This is a genomic window from Paludisphaera borealis (assembly GCF_001956985.1).
Lineage (GTDB): Bacteria > Planctomycetota > Planctomycetia > Isosphaerales > Isosphaeraceae > Paludisphaera > Paludisphaera borealis.
On record NZ_CP019082.1, the window covers coordinates 5,386,947 to 5,407,248 of the forward strand.

The following is a 20,302-nucleotide window of genomic DNA, read 5'->3' on the forward strand; positions in this document are numbered from 1 at the left end:
CTCCGGAGCGGAGCGGAAGGTTGGTCGCTTGAGGACCTGTCGGAGATCCTTGAACCGGCCGCGCCGCCAGACCTTCCCGGCGAGCGCCGGAATCTCGACCTCGTCGAGTAGGTGGCCGAGAAACGTAGCCTTGGCGAGGATCTCGACGTTCACGAACGACGAACCCGACTGGAGCGGGATCGCGCGGAGCTTCTCGGTCCGATGGAGCTGGCAAGGGGAGTTCACGTCGAGGATTGGGACGGCGAACACGAGGCGTCGAACCAGGCTCGCCAGCCGGCGGACGATCTCCGTCGGAGGTTCCACCGGCCGCTTTCCGATGACGTGGTCGGCCTGGTCGATCGACTTCAGCAGCCCCTTAAGATGCGCCGGGGCGAGCGGCTCGACGGCCGTGCAGAGCAGGACGATCGGCTGGGAGACGGATTCGAGGGCGTCGTGGATCAGGTCCTTGAGCCGGGAGTTTGCTCGATCGACTGGGACGATCAAGGTCTCCACCGCTCGATGATCGCCTCGCAGCCATTCGGCGCAGGGAGCGAGGACGGCGGCCGACGCCTCAGAGTCGGCGTCCGCGTCGGCGAGCAGGACCAGGCTCACGCCGGCCCCTTGGAGCGGCTCACGGTGGAAGTGCGCCTCGAACGGGTCGAGCGGGTCGGAAGGCTCGGGCGACGTCATTGAGCCCCCGTCGCGGGCTTTCGCGGGGTCGCAGAGTTTCCGTCGGCGAGCCAGGCGTCGAGTGCCGCCGTGTAGGCGGTCTGGAGTCTCCGGGCGATCGGCCCCGGTTTGCCCGTGCCGATCTTCTGGCCGTCGACCGTCGAGACGGGGAGGATCTCAGTCGAGGTTCCGACCAGGATCACTTCGTCGACGGCCTGAAGAGCGGCGAGCGTGATCCGGCCTTCGACGAACGGGACGTCGATCTCGGCGGCCAGCCGCTGGGCCAGGTGGCGGGTCATGCCGATCAGGATCTCGGGGCCTTCCGGCGTTCCTTCAAGACGGCCCTCGCGGACCCAGAGCAGCGACGTGTGCGTCGCCTCGGTCACGTAGCCGTCGGCGTCGATCAGCACGGCCTCGAACGCGCCGGCGCGACGGGCGCTCTCGATCGCCAGGACGTTCGCCAGCAGGTTCGTCGACTTGATGTCGCAGCGCTTCCAGCGGAGGTCGGGATAGCTGACGACCGGGACGCCGGTCGCGCGGCGGGCGGCCGTCGGGGCGTCGTCGTACGGGCGGACGATGATCACCTCGGTAGGGTCGACCGGCGGGTCGGGAAACGTGTGCGTCCGTGGCGCGACGCCTCGCGTGATCTGCACGTAGACCAGCCCCTCCTTGACGAAGCTGGCCCGGATCGTCCGGTAGATCCGCTCGAACAGGCGGTCGTCGTCGTATGGGGGGAAATCCAGCTCTTTGAGGCTTCGCTTCAACCGGGCGCGGTGCTGAGTTTCCAGCCAGCACCGGCCGTCATAAATCCGGCAAACCTCGTAGACGGAATCGCCGAACAGGAAGCCTCGATCCAAGACCGAGACCTTCGCCTGTTCGACCGCCGTCAACTCGCCGTTGATACAAGCCAGATCGCCCATCCACCAATCCTTTCGCGTCTCGTGGCCGCTTATTGATAGCGACAGGATAATCGTCGGGTCGGGGCGCGGGCAATGGCGTGGCCGTGATCGACCGGAGGCTTTCGATCATTCTCGGCGAGCGGTCCGAGGCTCCGCGGCCTTTGAGTCTTTTCGCACGCGGATGTAATGGTCGGTGAACTCCGCGTTTGGGACGGCCTTGGGGACCTTGGGCATGTGGCAGCTCAAGCACCCTTCGGTCTGGTTCACGGGGCAGGTCGCGCCGGCTTTGGCTTCCCCCGCCGCCTGGCGCGGGGTTGGAGCGGGAGGCTTCGTCGTGGAGTGGCACTGGAGGCAGACGGCCTCGTAGACGGCCGGCGAGGACGCGACGTTCTCGTGGGGGTTGTGGCAGCTCACGCAACTGAACGTGCCGCTCTCGATGTAGCAACGGCTCTTGACGAAATTCGGGGCCTGGAACCGGATGAAGCTGGCGGATCCGGAAGCCATCCCCGGCGCGGCCTCGCGATGGCATTCGGCGCAGAGGTTCGTCACTTCGGCCGCAGTGGCCGTCGAGGGCCTTGCAATCGCCAGGTCGGAGAACCCAAGCTCAACCGCCTTGAGGTGGTTGCCGCCGGGGCCGTGACAGCGTTCGCAGCCGATCCCTCGATCGTGGGGGCGATTCGGCGCAGGGCTCAAGACCGCCGACGCGGTGGTCGTGTGGCAGTGAACGCATTTCCGAGCGGCGTCCTACGAGACGGGTCGTCCGAGATAGCCGAGCGCGTCAGGGGGCGAATCGGGGTGGTCGATGGTCTTGGTCCACGCGCCTCGCTTCGGCTCGTAGGAGACGCGGCTTTCGCGGAACTCGCCGTGCTCGTCCTTGACCACGAGGGTCTGACCATGGTTTCCCGAGCCGACGATGTACTGGACGATCGCCCGGAAGGTCTGGTCGACGACCGTCGTCTCCAGGGAAGTCGTCCCGTCGTCGGTCGTCAAGCGATGGTGGACGCGGCGCCAGGCTGGGTCGGCGATCTCTCCCTCGCGTCCCGAGGCGGTTGGGCCGTCCCAGCGGTCGTGGAAGGTCTGGGAGTGCCGGCTGGACTGCTGCGACTCGTAATTCGAGGAGTGGCACGGCCGGCAGCTTGCGGCCCCTGTGTACGGGGAGGGCTCGCGCCTCAGCGGCGATTCGGAGGGGACGACGGCGGCGAGGGCCGATTCGGCTTCGCGCGCCTTGCCCTGCTGGAGCAGGGCGCGGCTGGCGAGCCATCGCGATTCGCGTATCGGTTCGGCCCCCGGGGCGACGTCGAGAATCTCCAGGGCGCGCTTTGGGCGGCCCAGCTTTAAATTGACGCGTGCGGCGAGCGAGACGACCTCGGCGCGATCGATCCCGATCGTCTGGAGGCTCGGGCCGTCGGCTTTCAAGACCCGTTCGAGCGGCTCGGCCGCCGCCTCGGGCTGGTCGAGGTCGCTGGAGATCCGCGCCTCGATCCAGGCGCCGCGGAGGCCGAGCTTGGGATCGCTCGCGAGTTTCCGGGCTCTCGGGAGCGCCTCAAGTGGTTTCCCGGCGTCGTGGTAGTAGCGCGCGAGCCGGCCGAGAGCGTCGGGACTGTCGGGATCGAGCCGCTCGGCGTTGAGCCAGGCCGAGAGCGCCAGCGTCTCCTGACCCGACTTCGAGGAGCCGTCGCCGATGAGGAGATAGTCCTGAGGTTCGAGAGCGCTGGGCCCCACCCGGCGGTAGACGTCCATCGCCGAATCGAAATGCCCGGAGCTGGCGATGGATCGAGCGAGGAGGAGGAGCGCGCCTCGATTCTCAGGGTCATTCTTGAGCAGGTCCCGAGCCTCTCTGGCGGATTCCGCCCATTCGCCTCGGGTGTACGCCGCCTTGCCGCGAACCAGCCGCCAAGTCGAGCCGATGCGATTCGACGCGAGGAATGCGGCGATTCCAACAGCCACGGCCGCCGTCGCGGCGAGAAAGCAAACTACCGCGACGCGCTTCCCGAGCCGTCCACGCGTTCTCCTGGCCATCCGGGGGCTCCGATGCTGGGGGCGACTCAAACACCCGACGACGGACTCCGACGCCTGCCCGCGATGGTCCTCTTCGGGTGATGGCGCCCGACCTGATGCTTGAGCTGGCCGCGCCCGCATTGACCGCACCGCGCCCGCCGATTTTCCGCCGCCGTCCGCGGCTCAGCTCTCGATGATCTCGCTGCGGGGGTAAGAGCCGAGGACGTCGAGGCGTTCACACCGCTTGCGGACGGCCTCGATGGCCTTCTGGACCTGGGGGTCGGTGACGTGGCCCTCGATGTCGAGGAAGAAGAGGTAGGCGGGGTCCTTGTCGCCCGACCCGGTGGGCATCGGGAACGACTCGATCCACGTCATGTTGACGCCGAGCTTTTCGAGCGGGGCAATGCTTTTGGCCAGCGAGCCGACCTCGTTGGGGAGTCGAGCCATCAGGGTCGTTTTGTCGCGGCCGGTGCGAGCCTCGGGGGTCTCGGCGATGACGGCGAAGCGGGTCAGGTTGTTGGCCTGGTCTTCGATGTTCTCGGCCAGGACGTTGAGCCGGTACGCCTGGGCGGCGGGCTTGCTGGCGACGGCGCCGGCGTACTCCTCGCGCTGGGCGAGCTCGGCCGCGGCGGCCGTGGAGACGACCTCGACTTTGGCCGCCTGGGGGAGGTTCTTGCCCAGCCAGTTGCGGCATTGCGAGAGCGCCTGCGACTTCGAGTACACCCGCCGCATCTGGCTCCACTCGCAACGGCCGAGCAGGCAGTGGTGGATTCGCAGCCGGACCTCGGCGCGGATCTTGACGTTCGGCAGCTTGGTGAACATGTCGAGCGTGTCGGCGATTCGCCCGTCGGTCGAGTTTTCAAGAGGCACGATGCCGAACTGGACGTGGCGGCGGTTGACCTCCTCGAACACCGCCGCGATCGAGCCGACCGTGACGTGCTCGACCGCCTCGCCGAACTTGGCGACCGCCGCGAGATAACTGTAGCTGTATTTGGGACCCAGGCAAGCCACGCGGAGGGTCCGTTGCAGCGCGCGGGTGCCGCTCATCAACTCGCGGAAGATCAGCCGCAGGGTGTCCTGGGGCAGGGGGCCCTGGCTGGCCCCGAGGACCTTGGCGAGCACTTCTTCCTCACGCGCGGCCGACCAGATTTCCAGGCCGTTGGTGTTCTTGACCTGGCCGATCTGCGTCGCGATCGACGCCCGGCGGTTGAGGATCGTCACCAACTCCTTGTCGATGCGGTCGATCTCTCCGCGCAGGCTCGCCAGAGTGGGTGCCTTCTTGGCGTCGGCGGGCTCGGCCGCCGATCCCTTCGCCGGTGGAACGGTACGACCTGGGGGACTGGACTTGCGGGCCATCGGTGCACTCGGGAGATACGACCAGAAGGTAAGTGCGAACGTCCTCGATCAGGCAAGATGCGGAGAAATCTCTCGGAGGATGAGGGTTCCAGGCGAAAGTTCCCGTGAAGCCGAGCCTTACGCTCGACCGTCACGGCTTTCCAAAACGCCCCCATGAGATACGCACCAACGCTTTGCACGTCCGGAACCTCGGACGCAAGGTTCACAGGCATAAGTAATTAAAAGAAAAGTGGGTTGCTGTCAAGCAATTTTTGACTTCCGCCTCTACCCAATTCTCCCGGCCCTTTCAGCCGCCTATGATTAAGGGTTTGGGGAAGTCGGTGATCCAAGTCGTCCGAAGACGGTCCCGAACAGGACTGCCAAAAAGACGGTCGCCGTGGAGGCGGTGATCGTCGGCTGTCAAATCGGCAGCGATACGTGAAAGCAGCGCGATTCCGTCGGGTAGGCGGACGAGCTTCTAAATAGCGGCGTCAATTTGTCTTACGGTGTCCCAGGAAGAAACGCGGCAGTCTGGCACGACGCTTGCTTTTCGGAGGAAGCATCGGTTGAGCGACGGTGAAATTGGAGCCGAGCGGCCAAGCGCCAGCGAGTCCAATTTCGGAAACCATGGGTCGTTAGGGCTGGTCGCTTCGCGAGGCGGCGTGCCGCGCGTGCATCCTCGACATCGCTCAGCGTTGGGAAAGGAGACTGGTTGTGGCGGAAGGTGAGAAAATCATCGGGATCGACTTGGGGACCACGAATAGTGTGGTGGCGGTGATGGAAGGGGGCGACGTCACGGTCATCCCCAACCAGGAAGGGAGCCGGCTGACGCCCTCGGTCGTCGCGTTCTCGTCGAAGGGGGAGATCCTCGTCGGCGACCCGGCCAAGCGGCAGGCGATCACGAACCCCGCCGGCACGATCTACTCGATCAAGCGGTTCATGGGCCGCCGTCATGAGGAGGTCGGGTCGGAAGAGAAGATGGTGCCTTACAAGGTCGTCGGCGGCTCCAGCGACTTCGTCAAGGTCCACGTCAACAACAAGGACTACACGCCTCCCGAGATCTCCGCCTTGATCCTGCGGAAGCTCAAGGAGGCCGCCGAGAGCTACCTGGGGCACAAGGTCCGCAAGGCCGTCATCACGGTGCCGGCGTACTTCAACGACAGCCAGCGGCAGGCGACCAAGGACGCCGGCCAGATCGCCGGCCTGGAAGTCGCGCGGATCATCAACGAGCCCACCGCGGGCGCGCTGGCCTACGGCCTCGACAGGAAGAAGAACGAGAAGATCGCGGTCTTCGACCTGGGCGGCGGCACGTTCGACATCTCGATCCTCGACGTCGCCGACGGCGTCTTCGAGGTGCTCTCGACCAACGGCGACACCCACCTGGGCGGCGACGACTGGGACGAGGCCCTCATCAACTTCATCGCCGACGAGTTCAAGAAGGAACAGTCGATCGATCTCCGGAAGGACGCCATGGCGCTCCAGCGGCTCAAGGAAGCCGCCGAGAAGGCCAAGAAGGACCTTTCGTTCCAGTCTCAGGCCGACATCAATCTGCCGTTCATCACCGCCGACGCGTCCGGTCCCAAGCACCTGACGATGACGATCAGCCGCGCCCAGTTCGAGAAACTGACCGACAGCCTCTTCGAGCGCTGCCGCGGTCCGGTCCTCAAGGCGCTCGAAGACGCCAAGCTCAAGCCCGCGCAGATCGACGAGATCGTGATGGTCGGCGGATCGACTCGGATGCCGCGGGTCCAGCAGATCGTCAAGGACATCTTCGGCAAGGACCTCCACAAGGGCGTCAACCCCGACGAGGTCGTGGCCGTGGGCGCCGCCATCCAGGGCGCCGTCCTCACCGGCGACGTCAAGGAAGTGCTCCTGCTCGACGTCACTCCGCTGTCACTGGGCCTCGAGACCAAGGGGGGCGTGATGACGGTGCTCGTGCCCCGCAACACGACCATCCCGACCGAGAAGAAAGAGTCGTTCACGACCGCCGAGGACAACCAGACGGCCGTGACGATCAAGGTCTTCCAGGGCGAACGCCCGATGGCGTCGGACAACCGATCGCTGGGCGACTTCAACCTGGAAGGCATTCCCCCGGCGCGAATGGGCGTGCCCCAGATCGAAGTGACCTTCAACATCGACGCCAACGGCTTGCTCAACGTCACCGCCCGCGACAAGGGGACTGGCAAAGAGCACACCATCCGCATCGAATCCTCCGGCGGACTCAGCAAGGAGGAGATCGAACGGATGAACCGCGACGCCGAGTCGCACGCCGCCGAAGACAAGAAGCGCCGCGAGCTGGCCGAGGCCCGCAACACCGCCGAGCAGCGCGTCTACCAGCTTGAGAAGCTGCTGGAAGAGCACAAGGACAAACTCAGCGACTCCGACAAGACGGCCCTGAGCGCGGCCATCGCGAAGGTCAACGAGGCCAAGAAGGGGGACGACGCCGCCGCCCTCAACCGCGCCATCGACGACCTTCAGCGGGCCAGCCAGGCGATGTCCGAGCACCTCTACGCCGCCGCGCCCGGCGGCCCCGGCGCCGCGCCGGGGGCCGGTCCCGAGGTTGGAGCTTCCGCCGCGGGCGCCGCCGCCGCCGGGGCCGAGCCCAAGCCCGACGACGTCATCGACGTCGAGTTCGAGGAGAAGAAGTGACCGCCGGGTCTCGACCCTGATCGATCGCTCTTTCTCAGCCGACCGCTCCACGGGACGGAGGATTCGACGCCGTCGACGCCTCCGTCCCGTTCGCGCGCCCGGACGACGCGCCGCCGCCGCTTCGTTCGCAAGAGCATGTGAACTTCTCGGGGGATGAACACGTAAGATCCATTGTACGCCGACGAACGACGGCGGGCGCCGTGATCGAGCCCGTCGCGGCGTGATTCCCGAAAGGCGACGACCCATCATGGCGTTTCGATTCGATAAACTGACGTTGAAGAGCCAGGAGGCCCTCCAAGGGGCCCAAGGGCTGGCTCGCGACCGCGGCCACCAGCGGCTCGAGCCGATGCACCTGCTGGCGAGCCTCCTGGACCCGAACCAGCAGGTGGTCCGCGCCCTGCTCACTCAGCTCGGCGTCAACCCCGCCCAGGTGCTCAAGGCGGCCGAGGGAGGGCTCGACTCGCTCCCTCGTGTCACCGGCGGCGAAGTCTCGATCGGCCCCGACCTGTCGGCGGTCCTCGACTTCGCCCAGGCCGAAGCCGACCGGATGAAAGACCAGTACGTGTCGGTCGAGCATCTGTTGCTCGGTCTCACGAAGGTCAAGAGCAAGGCCCAGCAACTGCTGGAAGCCCTCGGCGTGGTCACGCCCGAGGTGCTCAAGGCGCTTCAGAAGGTGCGCGGGAACCAGACGGTCACCGATCAGAACCCCGACGACAAGTACCAGGCGCTTGAGCGGTACGGGCGCGATCTGGTCGAGCTCGCTCGCAAGGGAAAGATGGACCCGGTCATCGGCCGCGACTCGGAGATCCGCCGCGTCGTCCAGGTGCTCAGCCGTCGCACCAAGAACAACCCCGTGTTGATCGGCGAGCCGGGCGTCGGCAAGACGGCCATCGCCGAGGGCCTGGCCCAGCGGATCGTCTCCGGCGACGTCCCCGAGAGCCTCCAGAACCGCAAGCTGATCGCTCTCGACATGGGGGCGCTGGTCGCCGGCGCCAAGTTCCGCGGCGAGTTCGAGGAGCGGCTCAAGGCGGTCCTCAAGGAGGTCTCCGATTCCGAGGGGCGGGTGATCCTCTTCATCGACGAGCTGCACCTGGTCGTCGGCGCGGGCAAGGCCGAAGGCGCCATGGACGCCGCCAACCTGCTCAAGCCGGCGCTGGCGCGGGGCGAATTGCGGTGCATCGGCGCCACCACCCTCGACGAGTTCCGCGAACATATCGAGAAAGACGCGGCGCTCGAGCGCCGGTTCCAGCCGGTCTTCGTCGGCGAGCCCTCGATCGACGACACGATCGCCATCCTCCGGGGCATCAAGGAACGCTACGAGGTCCACCACAAGGTCAAGATCAAGGACTCGGCCCTCGTGTCGGCGGCCAAGCTCGCCTCGCGGTACATCACCGACCGGTTCCTGCCCGACAAGGCGATCGACCTTATCGACGAGGCGGCCAGCCGGCTGTCGATGGAGCTTCAGTCGGTTCCCACCGAGATCGACGTCCTCCAGCGCCGGCTGCTCCAGCTCCAGCTCGCCCAGCGGATGCTCCAGAAGGAAGAAGAGGAGCACGCCCTCGAACGGCTCGCCGAGATCGAGTCGGAGATCGAGCAGGTCGAGAAGCAACTCCAGGACCTCCGCCGGCAGTGGGAGATGGAGAAATCCGGCCTGGGAGACGTTCAGAAGGTCCGGGAGCGGCTTGAGGCCGTGAAGAACGACTACGCGCGGCTCTGGGACGAGATCCGCCACATGCAGCAGCGCGGCGAACGGCCCGACGAGAAGCAGTTCCAGACCCTCGCCGCGCTCGACTCCGAACGCAAGGCCCTGGAGAAGCGGATCACCGAAGCCGAGGCCGCTGCTGGCGACGACCAGCCCAAGGAGGCGGGCCGGCTGCTCAAGCGCGAGGTCGATTCGGAAGAGATTGCCGAGGTCGTCAGCCAGTGGACCGGCATCCCCGTCTCGCGGATGCTTGCCACGGAGCGCGAGAAGCTGCTCAAGCTCGAAGACCAGATCCACCTCCGCCTCGTGAACCAGGAAGACGCCGTCCGCGCCGTGTCCGACGCCGTGCGCCGCAGCCGGGCGGGGCTGCAAGACCCCAACCGGCCGATCGGCTCGTTCCTGTTCCTCGGCCCCACCGGCGTCGGCAAGACCGAGCTGGCCAAGGCGCTCGCCGAGTTCCTGTTCGACAGCGAGGCCGCGATGGTCCGAATCGACATGAGCGAATACGGCGAACGCCATAACGTCGCTCGGTTGATCGGGGCGCCTCCAGGCTACGTCGGTTACGAGGAAGGCGGAAGGCTCACCGAGGCGGTTCGCCGCCGTCCCTACTCGGTCGTCCTGCTCGACGAGATCGAGAAGGCCCACCGCGACGTTTTCAACGTCTTGCTTCAGGTGCTCGACGACGGCCGCTTGACCGACGGCCAGGGCCGTACGGTCGATTTCCGCAACACGGTCATTATCATGACCTCGAACCTTGGCAGCCAGGTCATCGCCGACCTCTCGGGCAAGGCCGACGAGTCGACGATGCGCCACGAGGTTCAGAACATGCTGCGGCAGGCGTTCCTGCCCGAGTTCCTCAATCGGATCGACGAGACCATCATCTTCCATCCGCTCGGGCGGAAGGAGCTGGCCCAGATCGTCGGTTACCAGATCAAGCGGTTGGAGCGTCAACTCGCCGAGGCCAATCTAACGGTCCGGATCAGCGACAAAGCTCGGGAACAGCTCGCCGAGGAGGGGTTCGAGCCGGCCTACGGCGCTCGGCCGCTCAAGCGCGTGATCCAGCAGCGTCTGGCTAACCCGCTCGCCAAGGCGCTGCTCGACCAGCGCGTGAACCCCACCGACGTCGTCGAGATCGACTGGGACGGCAAGAACTTCACATTCCAGCCCGTCAAAGCCTGAGCAACGGCTTCCGGGCTGGCCGCGACGAAAAAAGGAGAGTGGGGACGCGAGTCCTCAGCTCTCCTTTTGCGTTCAGGCGGAAGATCGGCCCGCGCCGATCCGTCACAGCGCGAATCAGGGCGTCGTGTTCGACGGAGCCGTTTTCGCCTTGTCCGTCTTTGACGAGACGGTTGACGATGACTTGAGGGACTTATACTTCTTGCGCTTGTAATGATTGACGGGTTCGGCGAACGGATCGTTGAAGCCGGCGGCGGCCGGCGTGTTGAGGGGCGAGCCGTTGGACTGACTGGGGGTTTTGGCCTTGGTCTTGCCCTTGCCGTTGGCCTGGTTCTTCTGCTGCTTGGCGGCCTGCTGCATCTGCTGGTACATGTACTTCTGTTGCGCGAGTTCCATCTTCTGTTCCATCAATTCCTGATAGACGAAGATATTGCCACCCGACATTCGCCACTCGGGCGATCGCGTGTCGTAAAGGGGGCCGTCGGGACCCATCACGACCCCGCCTCCGGAGCGGCCTCGTCCCCATTGGGCGTCAGCGGTCGAGGCCGTCACCAGGACGAGCCCGCAAAGGAGAGCGAGTCGAAAGGTATTCCGCATGGCGGCGCTCCCAAGGCTTTGGAAAAAGATGTTCCTGGAGTAGGAAACCCCGAGAACCGCCGCGGGTATCGCGATTGACGCCGGCCGTGCGCGTTTTCACACGCGACGCCGTGGGCTCATCGCGATCGCCTGGGCGTTCCGACGCTCGGAAACAGCCGAGGCGCTTGCGGGCGCTTCACTCCACCTTGGCGTCCGCGCGAGTAATGCGAGGGGCTGAAGTTGTACGAGCCGTCGCGAATGGTCGGGTAGCGGGGCGCCGCCCTGCCGGAGAGATCGACGCGGCCGAACGCATCCGCCGCGCCTCGTTTATAAGAAGAAGCGTTCGCTCCCGGAACGGCCGGCCTGGCGTGGGGCTTGGTGTAGACCTGTTGCTGGCTCATCTGTTTCGATCGCTGCGACTGGATGTCTTCGTCCAGCGTTGTGCCGCCACCGAAATTCGGCATCCCGTACTGGGCGGAAGCGGGCCGAGCGAAGGAGAGAGAGACGAGTAGAACCGCGATCAGCAGGAGGAGACGTTTCATGATGATCGAGTCTCGAACAGGCGGAAAAGAAGTCGTGCGACGATTCCCATCGAACGTCTTGATTTCTCATCATGAACGCGACCGAAAAGATTTTCAACAACAAAGAAACGAAGAAATCCGCGTTGGCTGACCTCTGGATGCGACCAAGTGATGTTGGATGAAGCGTCGGGCCGCCCAACCGTGCGTGCCAGGGGGGGCGAGCCGGTCGACGCTCTCAGCGGCGGGCTGATTGCTGGCGAACGACCTTGCGAAGGTACTGCTGGGCGAGGATCTGGTAGAGGTCGTCTTTTTCGCCGGCCGTGGTCAAATCCTGGCCCTTCTTGACGATGCCGATATAGCCCACGCACATCTCGTCGGCCGCCTCGGGGCCCCAGGTGACGAGTCTGGGCGGCGAGTGTGGATTTCGAGGATGCGCCGAGTTGTCGTAGTGCGCGACGATGTTGACTGTCGAGCCCTTGGGCAGGTCGATCCGTTTCTCGAAGTAGTACGTGTTCTGCCACGAAGGATCCCACTCGGCGATATGCACCAGGTCCTGGATCTTGCCGTTGGGCAGAGTGGCGGTCATCCGGAAGTCGCGGCCGAGTTGGTGCATGTGCGGGGTGACGCCCAGCGCCTCGACGTCGACGGGGACGTACCACGACGCCTTGACTTCGATGTTCGACTTGCCCGGCTGGAGCCGGAATTTGTCGTTGTTCGCATTGGCCCAATGCACGGTCTGCTGGACCGGCTTGCGGCAGAGGTACAACCCCAGACGCGTGCGGTCGACTTCGGCCTTGCCGGTGGGATGATAGTGGACCTGGAGGATGACGTCGGCGTCGCGGTGCACCAGACGGCCCACGCCGTCGGGGAGGTGCGACACCTGGTTACCGGCGGCGAAGCCCCCGAGGTCGCCGTCGACTTCGACGCCCGCGCCCGAGTACGACGAATAGCCGGGGCCCGGGTCGGCCTCGTCGCGCACCCGCGCCGCCCCCTGAAGGTCGAGAAACGCCATCACGTGATGCACCGCGCGGCGGTTGCCGGGTTGGTACTCGACGGCCGAGACGTAGACGTCGTGCGGCAGCTTCGAGGGGATGACGAAGCAGCGGTAGATGTCGGGGCCGCTGGCGGGGACGACGAACTCCTCGGTCATCTCGAGCACCAGGTCGGGCTTGCCGAGCGCCCAGGCGCCGGCCTCGGGGGCCGCGGCGGCCGCGGTCGGATGATGGTCGCCTCTAGGAGCCTCGGCGGCGGCCCAGGCGTGGAGCACGGCGATCTCGGCGTGGGTGAGCGACGGGTCATGCTTCAACTTGGGGCCGAACCCGAACTTCGGCTTCCAGGGGGGCATCGAACGGTCGCCGACCACCGACGCGATGTCGGCGGCTCGCTTGCGGGCCTGCTCATACGTTTCGAGTGCGAACGGCCCCACCTGATCGCGCCGGTGGCAGTTCTGGCACTTCTTCTGGAGGATCGGTTGAACGTCCTTCGTGTACGTCGGCGCAATGGGTCTGGGAGCGGCTGTCGAAACCGGCTCCTCGCTCGCCGCCCGCATTGCCAGGGCGAAGAACGCCACACCGCCCCATGCGATGGGAGCGGAAGGCGCAACGCGAAAAAACCACGCTGGACGACGAATCCCCATGGAGTGCGTTCCTCAATTGAAGCTTGGATTGAACCGAGCGGTCCGGGCCGCGGCGCCGATCCCACGGCCGCCTCGTCCGGCTGCGACGACTCCCTTCAAAACCCTTCCTCGCGAAGCCGACCGGCCTCGACGCACACATCCCTGCCCAAGGCGGAACCCAAGCCCAGCTCGATCAGCGCCGTCGAAAACCGACCTCTAGACGGACGGAGATCGTCGGACGTTGCGAGCAACCCGAGTCGAGAACGAGATGGAATGTTTTGAATAGTCAGAAAGAGAAGGAGACAACCTAACAGTATCATTCTCGATCGGCCTTGACAAGGAGCTGCATTGAGATTTTGTCATCATTCCCTTTCCGATCTCACGGCGCGACAGGTCCACAACCACCAGCCCTCTAGCATGCCGCTCTGACGGGATCGACCGACCCCGCCAATCTGCGCTGAGAAGGTTCACTCGAACGGTACTCCTGGCATGCGAAGTGCGTCAGGAAAACGTCGACTCGCGGGTTGATATTCGACCACTCTCATGCCGGCGGATCGGTTTGGGAGGCGATGCTCCGAACCATGGCGATCCGGCTTCGCACGGGGAGCCGAGACACGAAGGAACTCAAGTTATGCCGAGTCGATCGATTACGAGGGCGGCCTGGATGCTCTCGTTCGCCTTATTGGCGGCCTCGCTGGCCGCCGCCACCCCAGACTGCAAGGCTCAAGGCGTGGTCGAGCGAGCGGGCGAAGCCCTCGACAACGCCGGTCGGAACATCCGCCGTGGCGTCGAAGGCGCCGTTGCTCGCGGTCAGGCGGCGGTTCGGGAGACGGACGTTTTTGGCCGGGTCTACGCCCGGATCCACTGGGACAAGAAGCTCACCGATTCGGTCATCGAGCTCGAAGTCCAGCCCGACGGCACGACGACGCTTCGAGGCGCGGTGGCGGACGCCGCCGCCAAGAAGCGGGCCGTCATCCTTGCTCGCGACACGGTCGGCGTGACCACCGTTGTCGACGAGTTGACCATCGCCGGCGCCGCCCGCGTGATCCCCGCGTCTCCGACGAAACCAGTCCGCGTGGTACCGCCGGCCTCGACGACCACCACCACGATCGAAAAGCCGACGTCGACGACCACCACCACGATCGAAAAGAAGACCGTCGTCAAACCCTGATCGCGTCTGGGTGGCTGTGACGGAGCGAAGCAACGCCACAGGGCGGACGCCTTGGCCCTCGCATCTGTGGCATTCTGCCGCAGTCACCCATTGCCGTCTTCATTGCAAAAGTAAACCATGCTACATGGACGTTTCGGGCTCGAAATTGACGCGTGGGATCGCCTGGACGGCGAGTCGGAGCGCCTGTTCCCATTGGGTGTGGATGGCGATGAGGTCGGGATCGCGGTCGAGGAACCGCCTGCGGCGATCGAGGTGGAGTTCGTCGCGGCCGTAGACGAGGAGGTCGATCGGCGGCCCGACGGTGACGTTCGAGCGCAGGGTCGAGTCGATCGAGATCAAGGCGTACCGCGCCGCGTCTTCGAGCGAAGTGTGTTCGAACCGGACGCCCCTGTCGAGAATCGGGCGGCCGTATTTGCATTCGCCGATCTGAAGGAATGGAGACTCCTCGGTGGAGCGGAGGGGGTTTCCCTGGGGATAGATCATGTACAGGTCGTGGGGCTGGCCCCGGATCTGGCCAGCCAGGATGACGTGCACGTTGACCTTCAAGCCGTCCTGTTCGAGCGATCTGCGGTCGAGGTCGGAGACGCGCCGGACCTGTTCGCCCACGGCGCGGGCTGCGTCGTACATGGATTCGGCGGCGGCGAGACCGGCGCCGATGCCGAAGTCTTTGCGGAGTAGGGTCACGATCGACTGGCTGCACGACAAGCTGCCGCTGGTCATGGCGACGAAGACGCGTTCGCCCGGCTGCTCGAAGAGGTGCATTTTGCGGCAGACGTTGACCTGATCGTAGCCGGCGTTCGAACGCGAATCGGAGGCGACCACGAACCCGTCCTTCGTGGTGATGCCCAGGCAATACGTCATCGTCGACGGTCTCCGCGAATCTCGACACACGGTCTTCCCGGTCGGGCGGATCGCCCGACGATCGATCGAGCTTGCATACCATGACCGTCCAACCCGTTGCAAGATCCGTTGCTCGGCTCGGCGGTTCCAACCACGACGCCGGCCGATCGACGAGGGCGGAGAACTGTGTTACGATTCTCGGACCTCTCTCCGTGGGTTCTCCACTTGCACCCGTTCGGGGCTGCGCGATGTACATCAGGATCGGCTACGACATCGTCTTCGACGTCCCCACCCCGATTCCCATGCTGATGCTCCTTCGGGTGCATCCTTCGGTAGAGCCGTCGCTCCAGAACCCCGAGGCGCTCGTGATCGAGCCTGAAGTCGGAGCGTCGGACTATCTGGACGGCTTCGGCAATCGCGTGAGGCGGATTCTCGCCCCCCCGGGCCAATTGCGTCTCACCAACAACGCGGTGGTCGCGGTCGACGGACAGCCCGACCCCGCGCACCCCGACGCCCGCGAGCATCCCGTGGCCGAGCTGCCGACCGAGGTGATCCAGTTCTTGCTGGCCAGCCGCTACTGCGAGGTCGACCGGCTGGGCGAGGCGGCCTGGGACCTCTTCGGCAAGACGCCCAGGGGCTGGGGCCGCGTGCAGGCCGTGGTCGACTGGGTCCACAGCCACATCGAGTTCGGCTACCAGCACGCGCGGTCGACCAAGACGGCCTACGACGCTTTCGTCGAGGCCAAGGGGGTCTGTCGCGACTTCACCCACCTGGCCGTCACGTTCTGCCGGTGTCTGAACATCCCCGCCCGTTACGCGACCGGCTACCTCGGCGACATCGGCGTCCCGGCCGTTCCCGATCCGATGGACTTCAGCGCCTGGTTCGAGGTCTTCCTCGGCGGCCGTTGGCACACGTTCGACGCCCGCCACAACAAGCCGAGGATCGGCCGCATCGTCATGGCCCGCGGCCGCGACGCCACCGACGTCGCTCTGACCACCAGCTTCGGTCCGACCACCCTCCAGAAGTTCGTCGTCTGGACCGATGAGGTCGCCGACGCCGGCGGGTCGACGAAGGTCGCCTGACAACGCCTCAATTTCGCGGCATGAGCCAGGCGATGCAGAGGCCCAGGTCCAGCAAGCCGCAGAGCGCAACGACGGCGACGGCGAACAGCCAGAGCGCCGGTCGCGTTGTCCTGCGGAGTTGGGCGAGGGGGCGGATCGTGAAGGTGAGAAAGAGCAGTGCGGCCGATGGAAGGAGTCCCACGGTCGCCGCATGACGCACCAGGCGTTCGGCCGTCTTCGCGTAGTCGGGCGAGACGGGCGCGATCTGGAGGGCTTCGATCAGGGCGTTCGCCGTGAACAAGACTCCGGTGAACATCATGAAGACGAGACCTCCCTTGGCGGACTGAGGCCGCGCCTCACCCTCGTGGGGAGGCGTCGGCGCGAGCCGCCGATATCGGAGGTAGTTGCGAGCCGCATCGACGATCCCCCAGACCGTGGTGGTCGCAACAGTGAGTAGAACGCCCAAGGCAGCTTTGAGAGGCCATTGAGTGCGGATGGCGAGGAAGGCGATGACAGGGGTCGCCAGCACCCCCACGGTGGCAGAGGCCGCGCTTTGAATCACGCAGGCGAGATCGGGGACGGAGGCGACGTCGGCCGTCTCGTCTTCGCGTCCTCTCGCTTTCCCGTGGCGATGGACCCGGACGCCGACGCGCACGGCCACACTCAATTGAAAGAGCGCGGTGATGACAAAAAAGGGGCTGAGTCCCGGCATGGGAGTGGGGCCTTGCACGAGCGCCCACGCCAAGACGCTGAATATGGCTGCCCCGGCCAGCGAGCTCGCCAGCGCCCCGCGCCAGTTCTGGGGGGGGGCCGTCCATGTCCACCGCTTGAAGATGTGGTATGGGTTGTCACAGACCCCTCCTCTCGGCGAAAGGGCGATGGACTCAGCCCACGCCGGCCGCCGCCAGTCTATGTAGGCCAGCATCAGCAAAAACACCGGAAAGCCATACCACCCCCCCACGATCAGTTGAACGAGGATTGGCACGATCGCCGCGGCGGCGAGCAGTCCCCAGGCTTTGAGCTGGCTCAGAGAGACGCCCAGCCAGGCGACGACCTTTCCGGCTGCTCCCGAACCCGCGCCGAGAAGCGCGATCTTGCCCAGGCTCGCGGCCAGGTCGGGGGCCTCCGGCCGCGCCGCGTGGGCCGCCAGGAGCACCCCCAGCGGCGTCGCCGAGAAGATCACGCCCGAGGCTTGCAGGCGGTCGTGGAGTAGCTTCAACCCTTCGCCGACGCGGCGGGAGACGGTCGACTGGTGGACTCCCAGGCGGTCGGCGACTTCACTTTGCGGGAGGCTCTTGAGGAAGTGGAGGATGATCGCGTCGCGGACCCCGTCGGGCAGGGCGTCGACCGCCTCGTCCAGCAGCGGCTCGACCTCGCGCCACGAGGTTTCGACGGGTTCGGCTTCGTGGCTTCCCTCGGCCGCCGCGCGGGCTTCGTGCGCCCGGCGTCGACCGTGAGCCCGGACGGCGTTGAGCGCCCGATGCGTCGCGAGCTGGTGCAGCCAACCGGCGACCGACGAGCGGACGGTCGACGCTTTCCTCGCCAGTTGCAGAAAGCAGTCCTGGGTCAGTTCCTCGGCGTCGTGGCGGTCCGCCGTGATCCGCAGGCAGGTGCCGTAAACCAGGCCCGCGTGCCGCTCGGCCAGCGTCGTAAACGCCTCGGGCTCGCGGCGATCGGCGAAGCGCCGCAGGAGCGCCTCGTCGCTGAGGGGCTCGGCGACGGTCAAAGGGGCGGTGGTTGGCATGGCTCGACTCCTGGCCGGGTCTTGATCGTGGACTCCATCCTCAAAGACACCGGCCGGAATCAAGTCATGCGGCGAACGGCTGAATCTGAGCGATCACCCGCGTCAGTCGAGCTGATCGGGGGCGCCCTTGCCGACTTCCTCCACGCCCGGACGCTTGCCGGTCAGGGCGACGTACAGGAGCGCGGCGGCCAGGATGGCGAACGTGGGGAGCGCCGGCAGCAGGAACTCCTCGCCCGAGGGCGTCAGCGTGGAGAAGTCGAGCTTCTTGCCGACGTCCTCGAACACGATGAGCAGCGCGACCACGATCCCGGCCAGCGAGCCGCCGGCGATCAGGCCGGTCGACAGCATGGTGCCGGGGCTGGTGTCGGAATCCTCCGCGTTGAACTTGCGGACGCGGTCCACGACGAGGCGGATCATGCCGCCGACGAAGATCGGCAGTGTCGTCGACAGCGGCAGATAAACCCCGACCGCGAAGGCCAGGGCCGAGACTCCCGCGAGCTGGACGACGATTGCGAGGACCGAGCCCAGGATGACCAGGCCCCAGGGGAGGCTGCCGGCCATGATGCCGTCGATGATCGTCGCGAACATCTCCGGCTGCGGCGGGCTGAATTTCTTGATCGGTGCGCCGCTGGTCGAGTAGTTGAGCCGTCCGCCGATGCCCGGATCGAAAGCGACCTGCACATGGCCCGCTTCATCCACGAGGTACTTGGCGAGCGGCGCCCCTTCGTCGGATTTGCTCGGGTGCCAGACTTTCAACTCCTTGCCGTCGAAGGTCTCGGTCTCGGTGAGCGTCGAAACGTCGACGACGATCTTGGGAAGGTCTTCGGGTCGGCTGGTTCTGGTCGTGTAGGCGTCGTTGAGCCAGAGCAGCGTGCCCCCCATGACGACGGCCGAGAGCAGGGTGCCGACGAGGATCGCCACCTGCTGCTTCCAGGGGGTCGCGCCGACGAGGTAGCCGGTCTTGAGGTCTTGCGAGGTCGTGCCGCCGTTGGACGACGCGATGCAGACGATGCCGGCGATCGACAGGGCGATCAGGCGGTACTCGGGGCCCACCCAGCCGAGCATCACGAAGACCACGCAGGTCAACAGCAACGTCGCGATCGTCATCCCCGAGATCGGGTTGGACGACGAGCCGATCACGCCCGTGATCCGCGAGCTGACCGTCACGAACAGGAAGCCGAACAGCACGATCATCACGGCCCCGGCGATCCGCCCCACCGTATCGGTCGGGATCAGGTGCGAGGAGGCGATCGCCGCGATCAGGCCGAGAACGCCCAGGAAGACCAGGGGGATCGGGATGTCGCGGTCAGTGCGCGGGACGCCGTCGCGGCCGTTCTCCAGTTCGTCAAGCCTCGTCTCGTCCCCCTTGCCGAGCGACCGGAAGCTGCCGGCGATCGACGCGATGATCAAGGGGAGGGCGTTGAGCATGCTCAGGATGCCGCCGGTGGCGACCGCGCCGGCGCCGATGTACCGCACGTACGTGTTGCCGATCTGCCGCGCGCTCATCGCGCTGATGGTCGTCTTGCCGGGGGGGAGCGGGCTCGTCAGGCCGTCGCCGAACAGGCTGATGAGCGGGATGAGCATCAGCGCCGTAAGCATGCCGCCGCCGACCATGATCGAGGCGACCCGAGGCCCGATGATGTAGCCGACGCCCAGCAGCGTGGGGTCGGGTTCGAGGCCGACGACCGCCTTGGAGTAGCCCTTCACGCCGGTGATCGCCTTCGACCATTCCCCCGGCCAGAGCTTCAACCCCTTCATCAACAGGTTGTACGCCGCCCCCAGGCCGAAGCCCAGGAACACCGTCCGGGCGTTCGAGCCCCCTTGCTCGCCGACGATCAACACCTTGGCGCAGGCCGTCCCCTCGGGGTAGGGGAGCACGCCGTGCTGCTTGACGATGAACGCCCGCCGCAGGGGGATCATCATCAAGATCCCCAGCAGGCCGCCGAGCACTGAGACCAGCATGACCCGCGACCATTCCAGGTCGTAGCCCAGCAGCATCAGGGCCGGCATCGTCGCCCCGACGCCGAAGGCGATCGATTCGCCGGCCGAGCCCGCCGTCTGGACGATGTTGTTCTCGAGGATCGTCGCCCGGCGAAGCTGGAACGCCTTCGAGAGCCCTCGGAAGATCGTGATCGCCAGCACGGCGACCGGGATCGAGGCCGAGACCGTCATGCCGACCTTGAGGAACAGGTAGAGCGACGACGCCCCGAAGACCACGCCCAGCAGCGACCCGAGCACGACCGCCCGGACGGTCAGCTCGGGCATCTGGGAGTCGTCGGGAACGTGGGGCTGAAAGGCGGCTTCGGGGTGGACCATGTGCGGCGATTCTCCTTCGAGTGAGGCGTGGGGGATGTCTTCAGGTCCCTC

Annotated in this window: 15 protein-coding genes and 1 pseudogene; 6 read left to right on the forward strand and 10 right to left on the reverse strand. The window is 65.9% G+C overall.

The features are described 5' to 3' along the window. Positions 1–201: 201 nt before the first annotated feature. Positions 202–672 (forward strand): hypothetical protein, encoded by a 471-nt coding sequence (locus BSF38_RS20785; protein ID WP_145952248.1) that lies wholly within the window; start codon positions 202–204, stop codon positions 670–672. Here BSF38_RS20785 and BSF38_RS20790 read toward each other — a convergent pair. The 4 genes and pseudogenes from BSF38_RS20790 to pheA all read right to left on the reverse strand — a co-directional run bounded on the left by BSF38_RS20790 (position 666) and on the right by pheA (position 4,901). After that, on the reverse strand, positions 666–1,568 hold the full coding sequence (locus tag BSF38_RS20790) for an aminotransferase class IV (protein WP_076348846.1): 903 nt from the start codon (positions 1,566–1,568) through the stop codon (positions 666–668). The two genes, BSF38_RS20785 and BSF38_RS20790, sit on opposite strands and share 7 nt — an antisense overlap. A 105-nt stretch (positions 1,569–1,673) precedes the next feature. After that, positions 1,674–2,273, reverse strand: a pseudogene (locus BSF38_RS20795) (hypothetical protein); the annotation flags it as partial. 18 nt (positions 2,274–2,291) lie between these two features. Then, entirely contained in the window at positions 2,292–3,566 is a 1,275-nt protein-coding gene (locus tag BSF38_RS20800; RefSeq protein ID WP_168189424.1) for a tetratricopeptide repeat protein, read from the reverse strand. Between the two features lie 162 nt (positions 3,567–3,728). Beyond that, entirely contained in the window at positions 3,729–4,901 is a 1,173-nt protein-coding gene (pheA, locus tag BSF38_RS20805; protein ID WP_076348852.1) for a prephenate dehydratase, read from the reverse strand. 693 nt (positions 4,902–5,594) lie between these two features. On the opposite strand from pheA, the gene dnaK reads away from it, so the two are divergent. Next, complete coding sequence (dnaK, locus tag BSF38_RS20810) at positions 5,595–7,529, forward strand: molecular chaperone DnaK (RefSeq protein WP_076348854.1); 1,935 nt, start codon at positions 5,595–5,597, stop codon at positions 7,527–7,529. 247 nt (positions 7,530–7,776) lie between these two features. Beyond that, positions 7,777–10,410 (forward strand): ATP-dependent chaperone ClpB, encoded by a 2,634-nt coding sequence (gene clpB, locus BSF38_RS20815; protein ID WP_076348856.1) that lies wholly within the window; start codon positions 7,777–7,779, stop codon positions 10,408–10,410. A gap of 114 nt (positions 10,411–10,524) precedes the next feature. Here clpB and BSF38_RS20820 read toward each other — a convergent pair whose 3' ends face one another. After that, a complete protein-coding gene (locus BSF38_RS20820) occupies positions 10,525–11,004 on the reverse strand; it encodes a hypothetical protein (RefSeq protein ID WP_076348858.1) in 480 nt (159 codons plus the stop codon). A gap of 116 nt (positions 11,005–11,120) precedes the next feature. Beyond that, positions 11,121–11,525 (reverse strand): hypothetical protein, encoded by a 405-nt coding sequence (locus BSF38_RS20825; RefSeq protein ID WP_076348860.1) that lies wholly within the window; start codon positions 11,523–11,525, stop codon positions 11,121–11,123. Here BSF38_RS20825 and BSF38_RS32390 point away from each other — a divergent pair. Then, positions 11,524–11,655, forward strand: coding sequence for a hypothetical protein (locus tag BSF38_RS32390; RefSeq protein ID WP_257787830.1), 132 nt, complete (start codon positions 11,524–11,526; stop codon positions 11,653–11,655). The genes BSF38_RS20825 and BSF38_RS32390 overlap by 2 nt on opposite strands. Positions 11,656–11,739: 84 nt before the next feature. Here BSF38_RS32390 and BSF38_RS20830 read toward each other — a convergent pair whose 3' ends face one another. Further along, positions 11,740–13,140: a monooxygenase gene (locus tag BSF38_RS20830; RefSeq protein ID WP_083713144.1), complete on the reverse strand. Its 1,401-nt coding sequence runs from the start codon at positions 13,138–13,140 to the stop codon at positions 11,740–11,742. A gap of 610 nt (positions 13,141–13,750) precedes the next feature. Here BSF38_RS20830 and BSF38_RS20835 point away from each other — a divergent pair. Continuing rightward, entirely contained in the window at positions 13,751–14,290 is a 540-nt protein-coding gene (locus BSF38_RS20835; RefSeq protein ID WP_083713147.1) for a BON domain-containing protein, read from the forward strand. Between the two features lie 120 nt (positions 14,291–14,410). On the opposite strand, the gene BSF38_RS20840 is transcribed toward BSF38_RS20835, so the two are convergent. Beyond that, positions 14,411–15,151 carry a proteasome-type protease gene (locus BSF38_RS20840; RefSeq protein WP_076348866.1) on the reverse strand — a complete coding sequence of 247 codons (741 nt, stop codon included), beginning with the start codon at positions 15,149–15,151 and terminating at the stop codon, positions 14,411–14,413. A gap of 227 nt (positions 15,152–15,378) precedes the next feature. Between BSF38_RS20840 and BSF38_RS20845 the strand changes: the two genes are divergently transcribed. Continuing rightward, on the forward strand, positions 15,379–16,212 hold the full coding sequence (locus BSF38_RS20845; RefSeq protein ID WP_076348868.1) for a transglutaminase-like domain-containing protein: 834 nt from the start codon (positions 15,379–15,381) through the stop codon (positions 16,210–16,212). A 7-nt stretch (positions 16,213–16,219) separates the two neighbouring features. On the opposite strand, the gene BSF38_RS20850 is transcribed toward BSF38_RS20845, so the two are convergent. Then, positions 16,220–17,935 carry an RNA polymerase sigma factor gene (locus BSF38_RS20850; protein ID WP_083713150.1) on the reverse strand — a complete coding sequence of 572 codons (1,716 nt, stop codon included), beginning with the start codon at positions 17,933–17,935 and terminating at the stop codon, positions 16,220–16,222. Between the two features lie 102 nt (positions 17,936–18,037). Next, entirely contained in the window at positions 18,038–20,251 is a 2,214-nt protein-coding gene (locus tag BSF38_RS20855) for an OPT family oligopeptide transporter (protein ID WP_076348872.1), read from the reverse strand. Between the last annotated feature and the right edge of the window lie 51 nt (positions 20,252–20,302).

Coding starts and splice junctions, on each gene's coding strand:
- BSF38_RS20785 (WP_145952248.1), top strand. CDS start 202: ATGGAGCTGGCAAGGGGAGTTCACGTCGAGGATTGGGACGGCGAACAC.
- BSF38_RS20790 (WP_076348846.1), bottom strand. CDS start 1,568: ATGGGCGATCTGGCTTGTATCAACGGCGAGTTGACGGCGGTCGAACAG.
- BSF38_RS20800 (WP_168189424.1), bottom strand. CDS start 3,566: ATGGCCAGGAGAACGCGTGGACGGCTCGGGAAGCGCGTCGCGGTAGTT.
- pheA (WP_076348852.1), bottom strand. CDS start 4,901: ATGGCCCGCAAGTCCAGTCCCCCAGGTCGTACCGTTCCACCGGCGAAG.
- clpB (WP_076348856.1), top strand. CDS start 7,777: ATGGCGTTTCGATTCGATAAACTGACGTTGAAGAGCCAGGAGGCCCTC.
- BSF38_RS20820 (WP_076348858.1), bottom strand. CDS start 11,004: ATGCGGAATACCTTTCGACTCGCTCTCCTTTGCGGGCTCGTCCTGGTG.
- BSF38_RS32390 (WP_257787830.1), top strand. CDS start 11,524: ATGATGATCGAGTCTCGAACAGGCGGAAAAGAAGTCGTGCGACGATTC.
- BSF38_RS20825 (WP_076348860.1), bottom strand. CDS start 11,525: ATGAAACGTCTCCTCCTGCTGATCGCGGTTCTACTCGTCTCTCTCTCC.
- BSF38_RS20830 (WP_083713144.1), bottom strand. CDS start 13,140: ATGGGGATTCGTCGTCCAGCGTGGTTTTTTCGCGTTGCGCCTTCCGCT.
- BSF38_RS20835 (WP_083713147.1), top strand. CDS start 13,751: ATGCCGAGTCGATCGATTACGAGGGCGGCCTGGATGCTCTCGTTCGCC.
- BSF38_RS20840 (WP_076348866.1), bottom strand. CDS start 15,151: ATGACGTATTGCCTGGGCATCACCACGAAGGACGGGTTCGTGGTCGCC.
- BSF38_RS20845 (WP_076348868.1), top strand. CDS start 15,379: ATGTACATCAGGATCGGCTACGACATCGTCTTCGACGTCCCCACCCCG.
- BSF38_RS20850 (WP_083713150.1), bottom strand. CDS start 17,935: ATGCCAACCACCGCCCCTTTGACCGTCGCCGAGCCCCTCAGCGACGAG.
- BSF38_RS20855 (WP_076348872.1), bottom strand. CDS start 20,251: ATGGTCCACCCCGAAGCCGCCTTTCAGCCCCACGTTCCCGACGACTCC.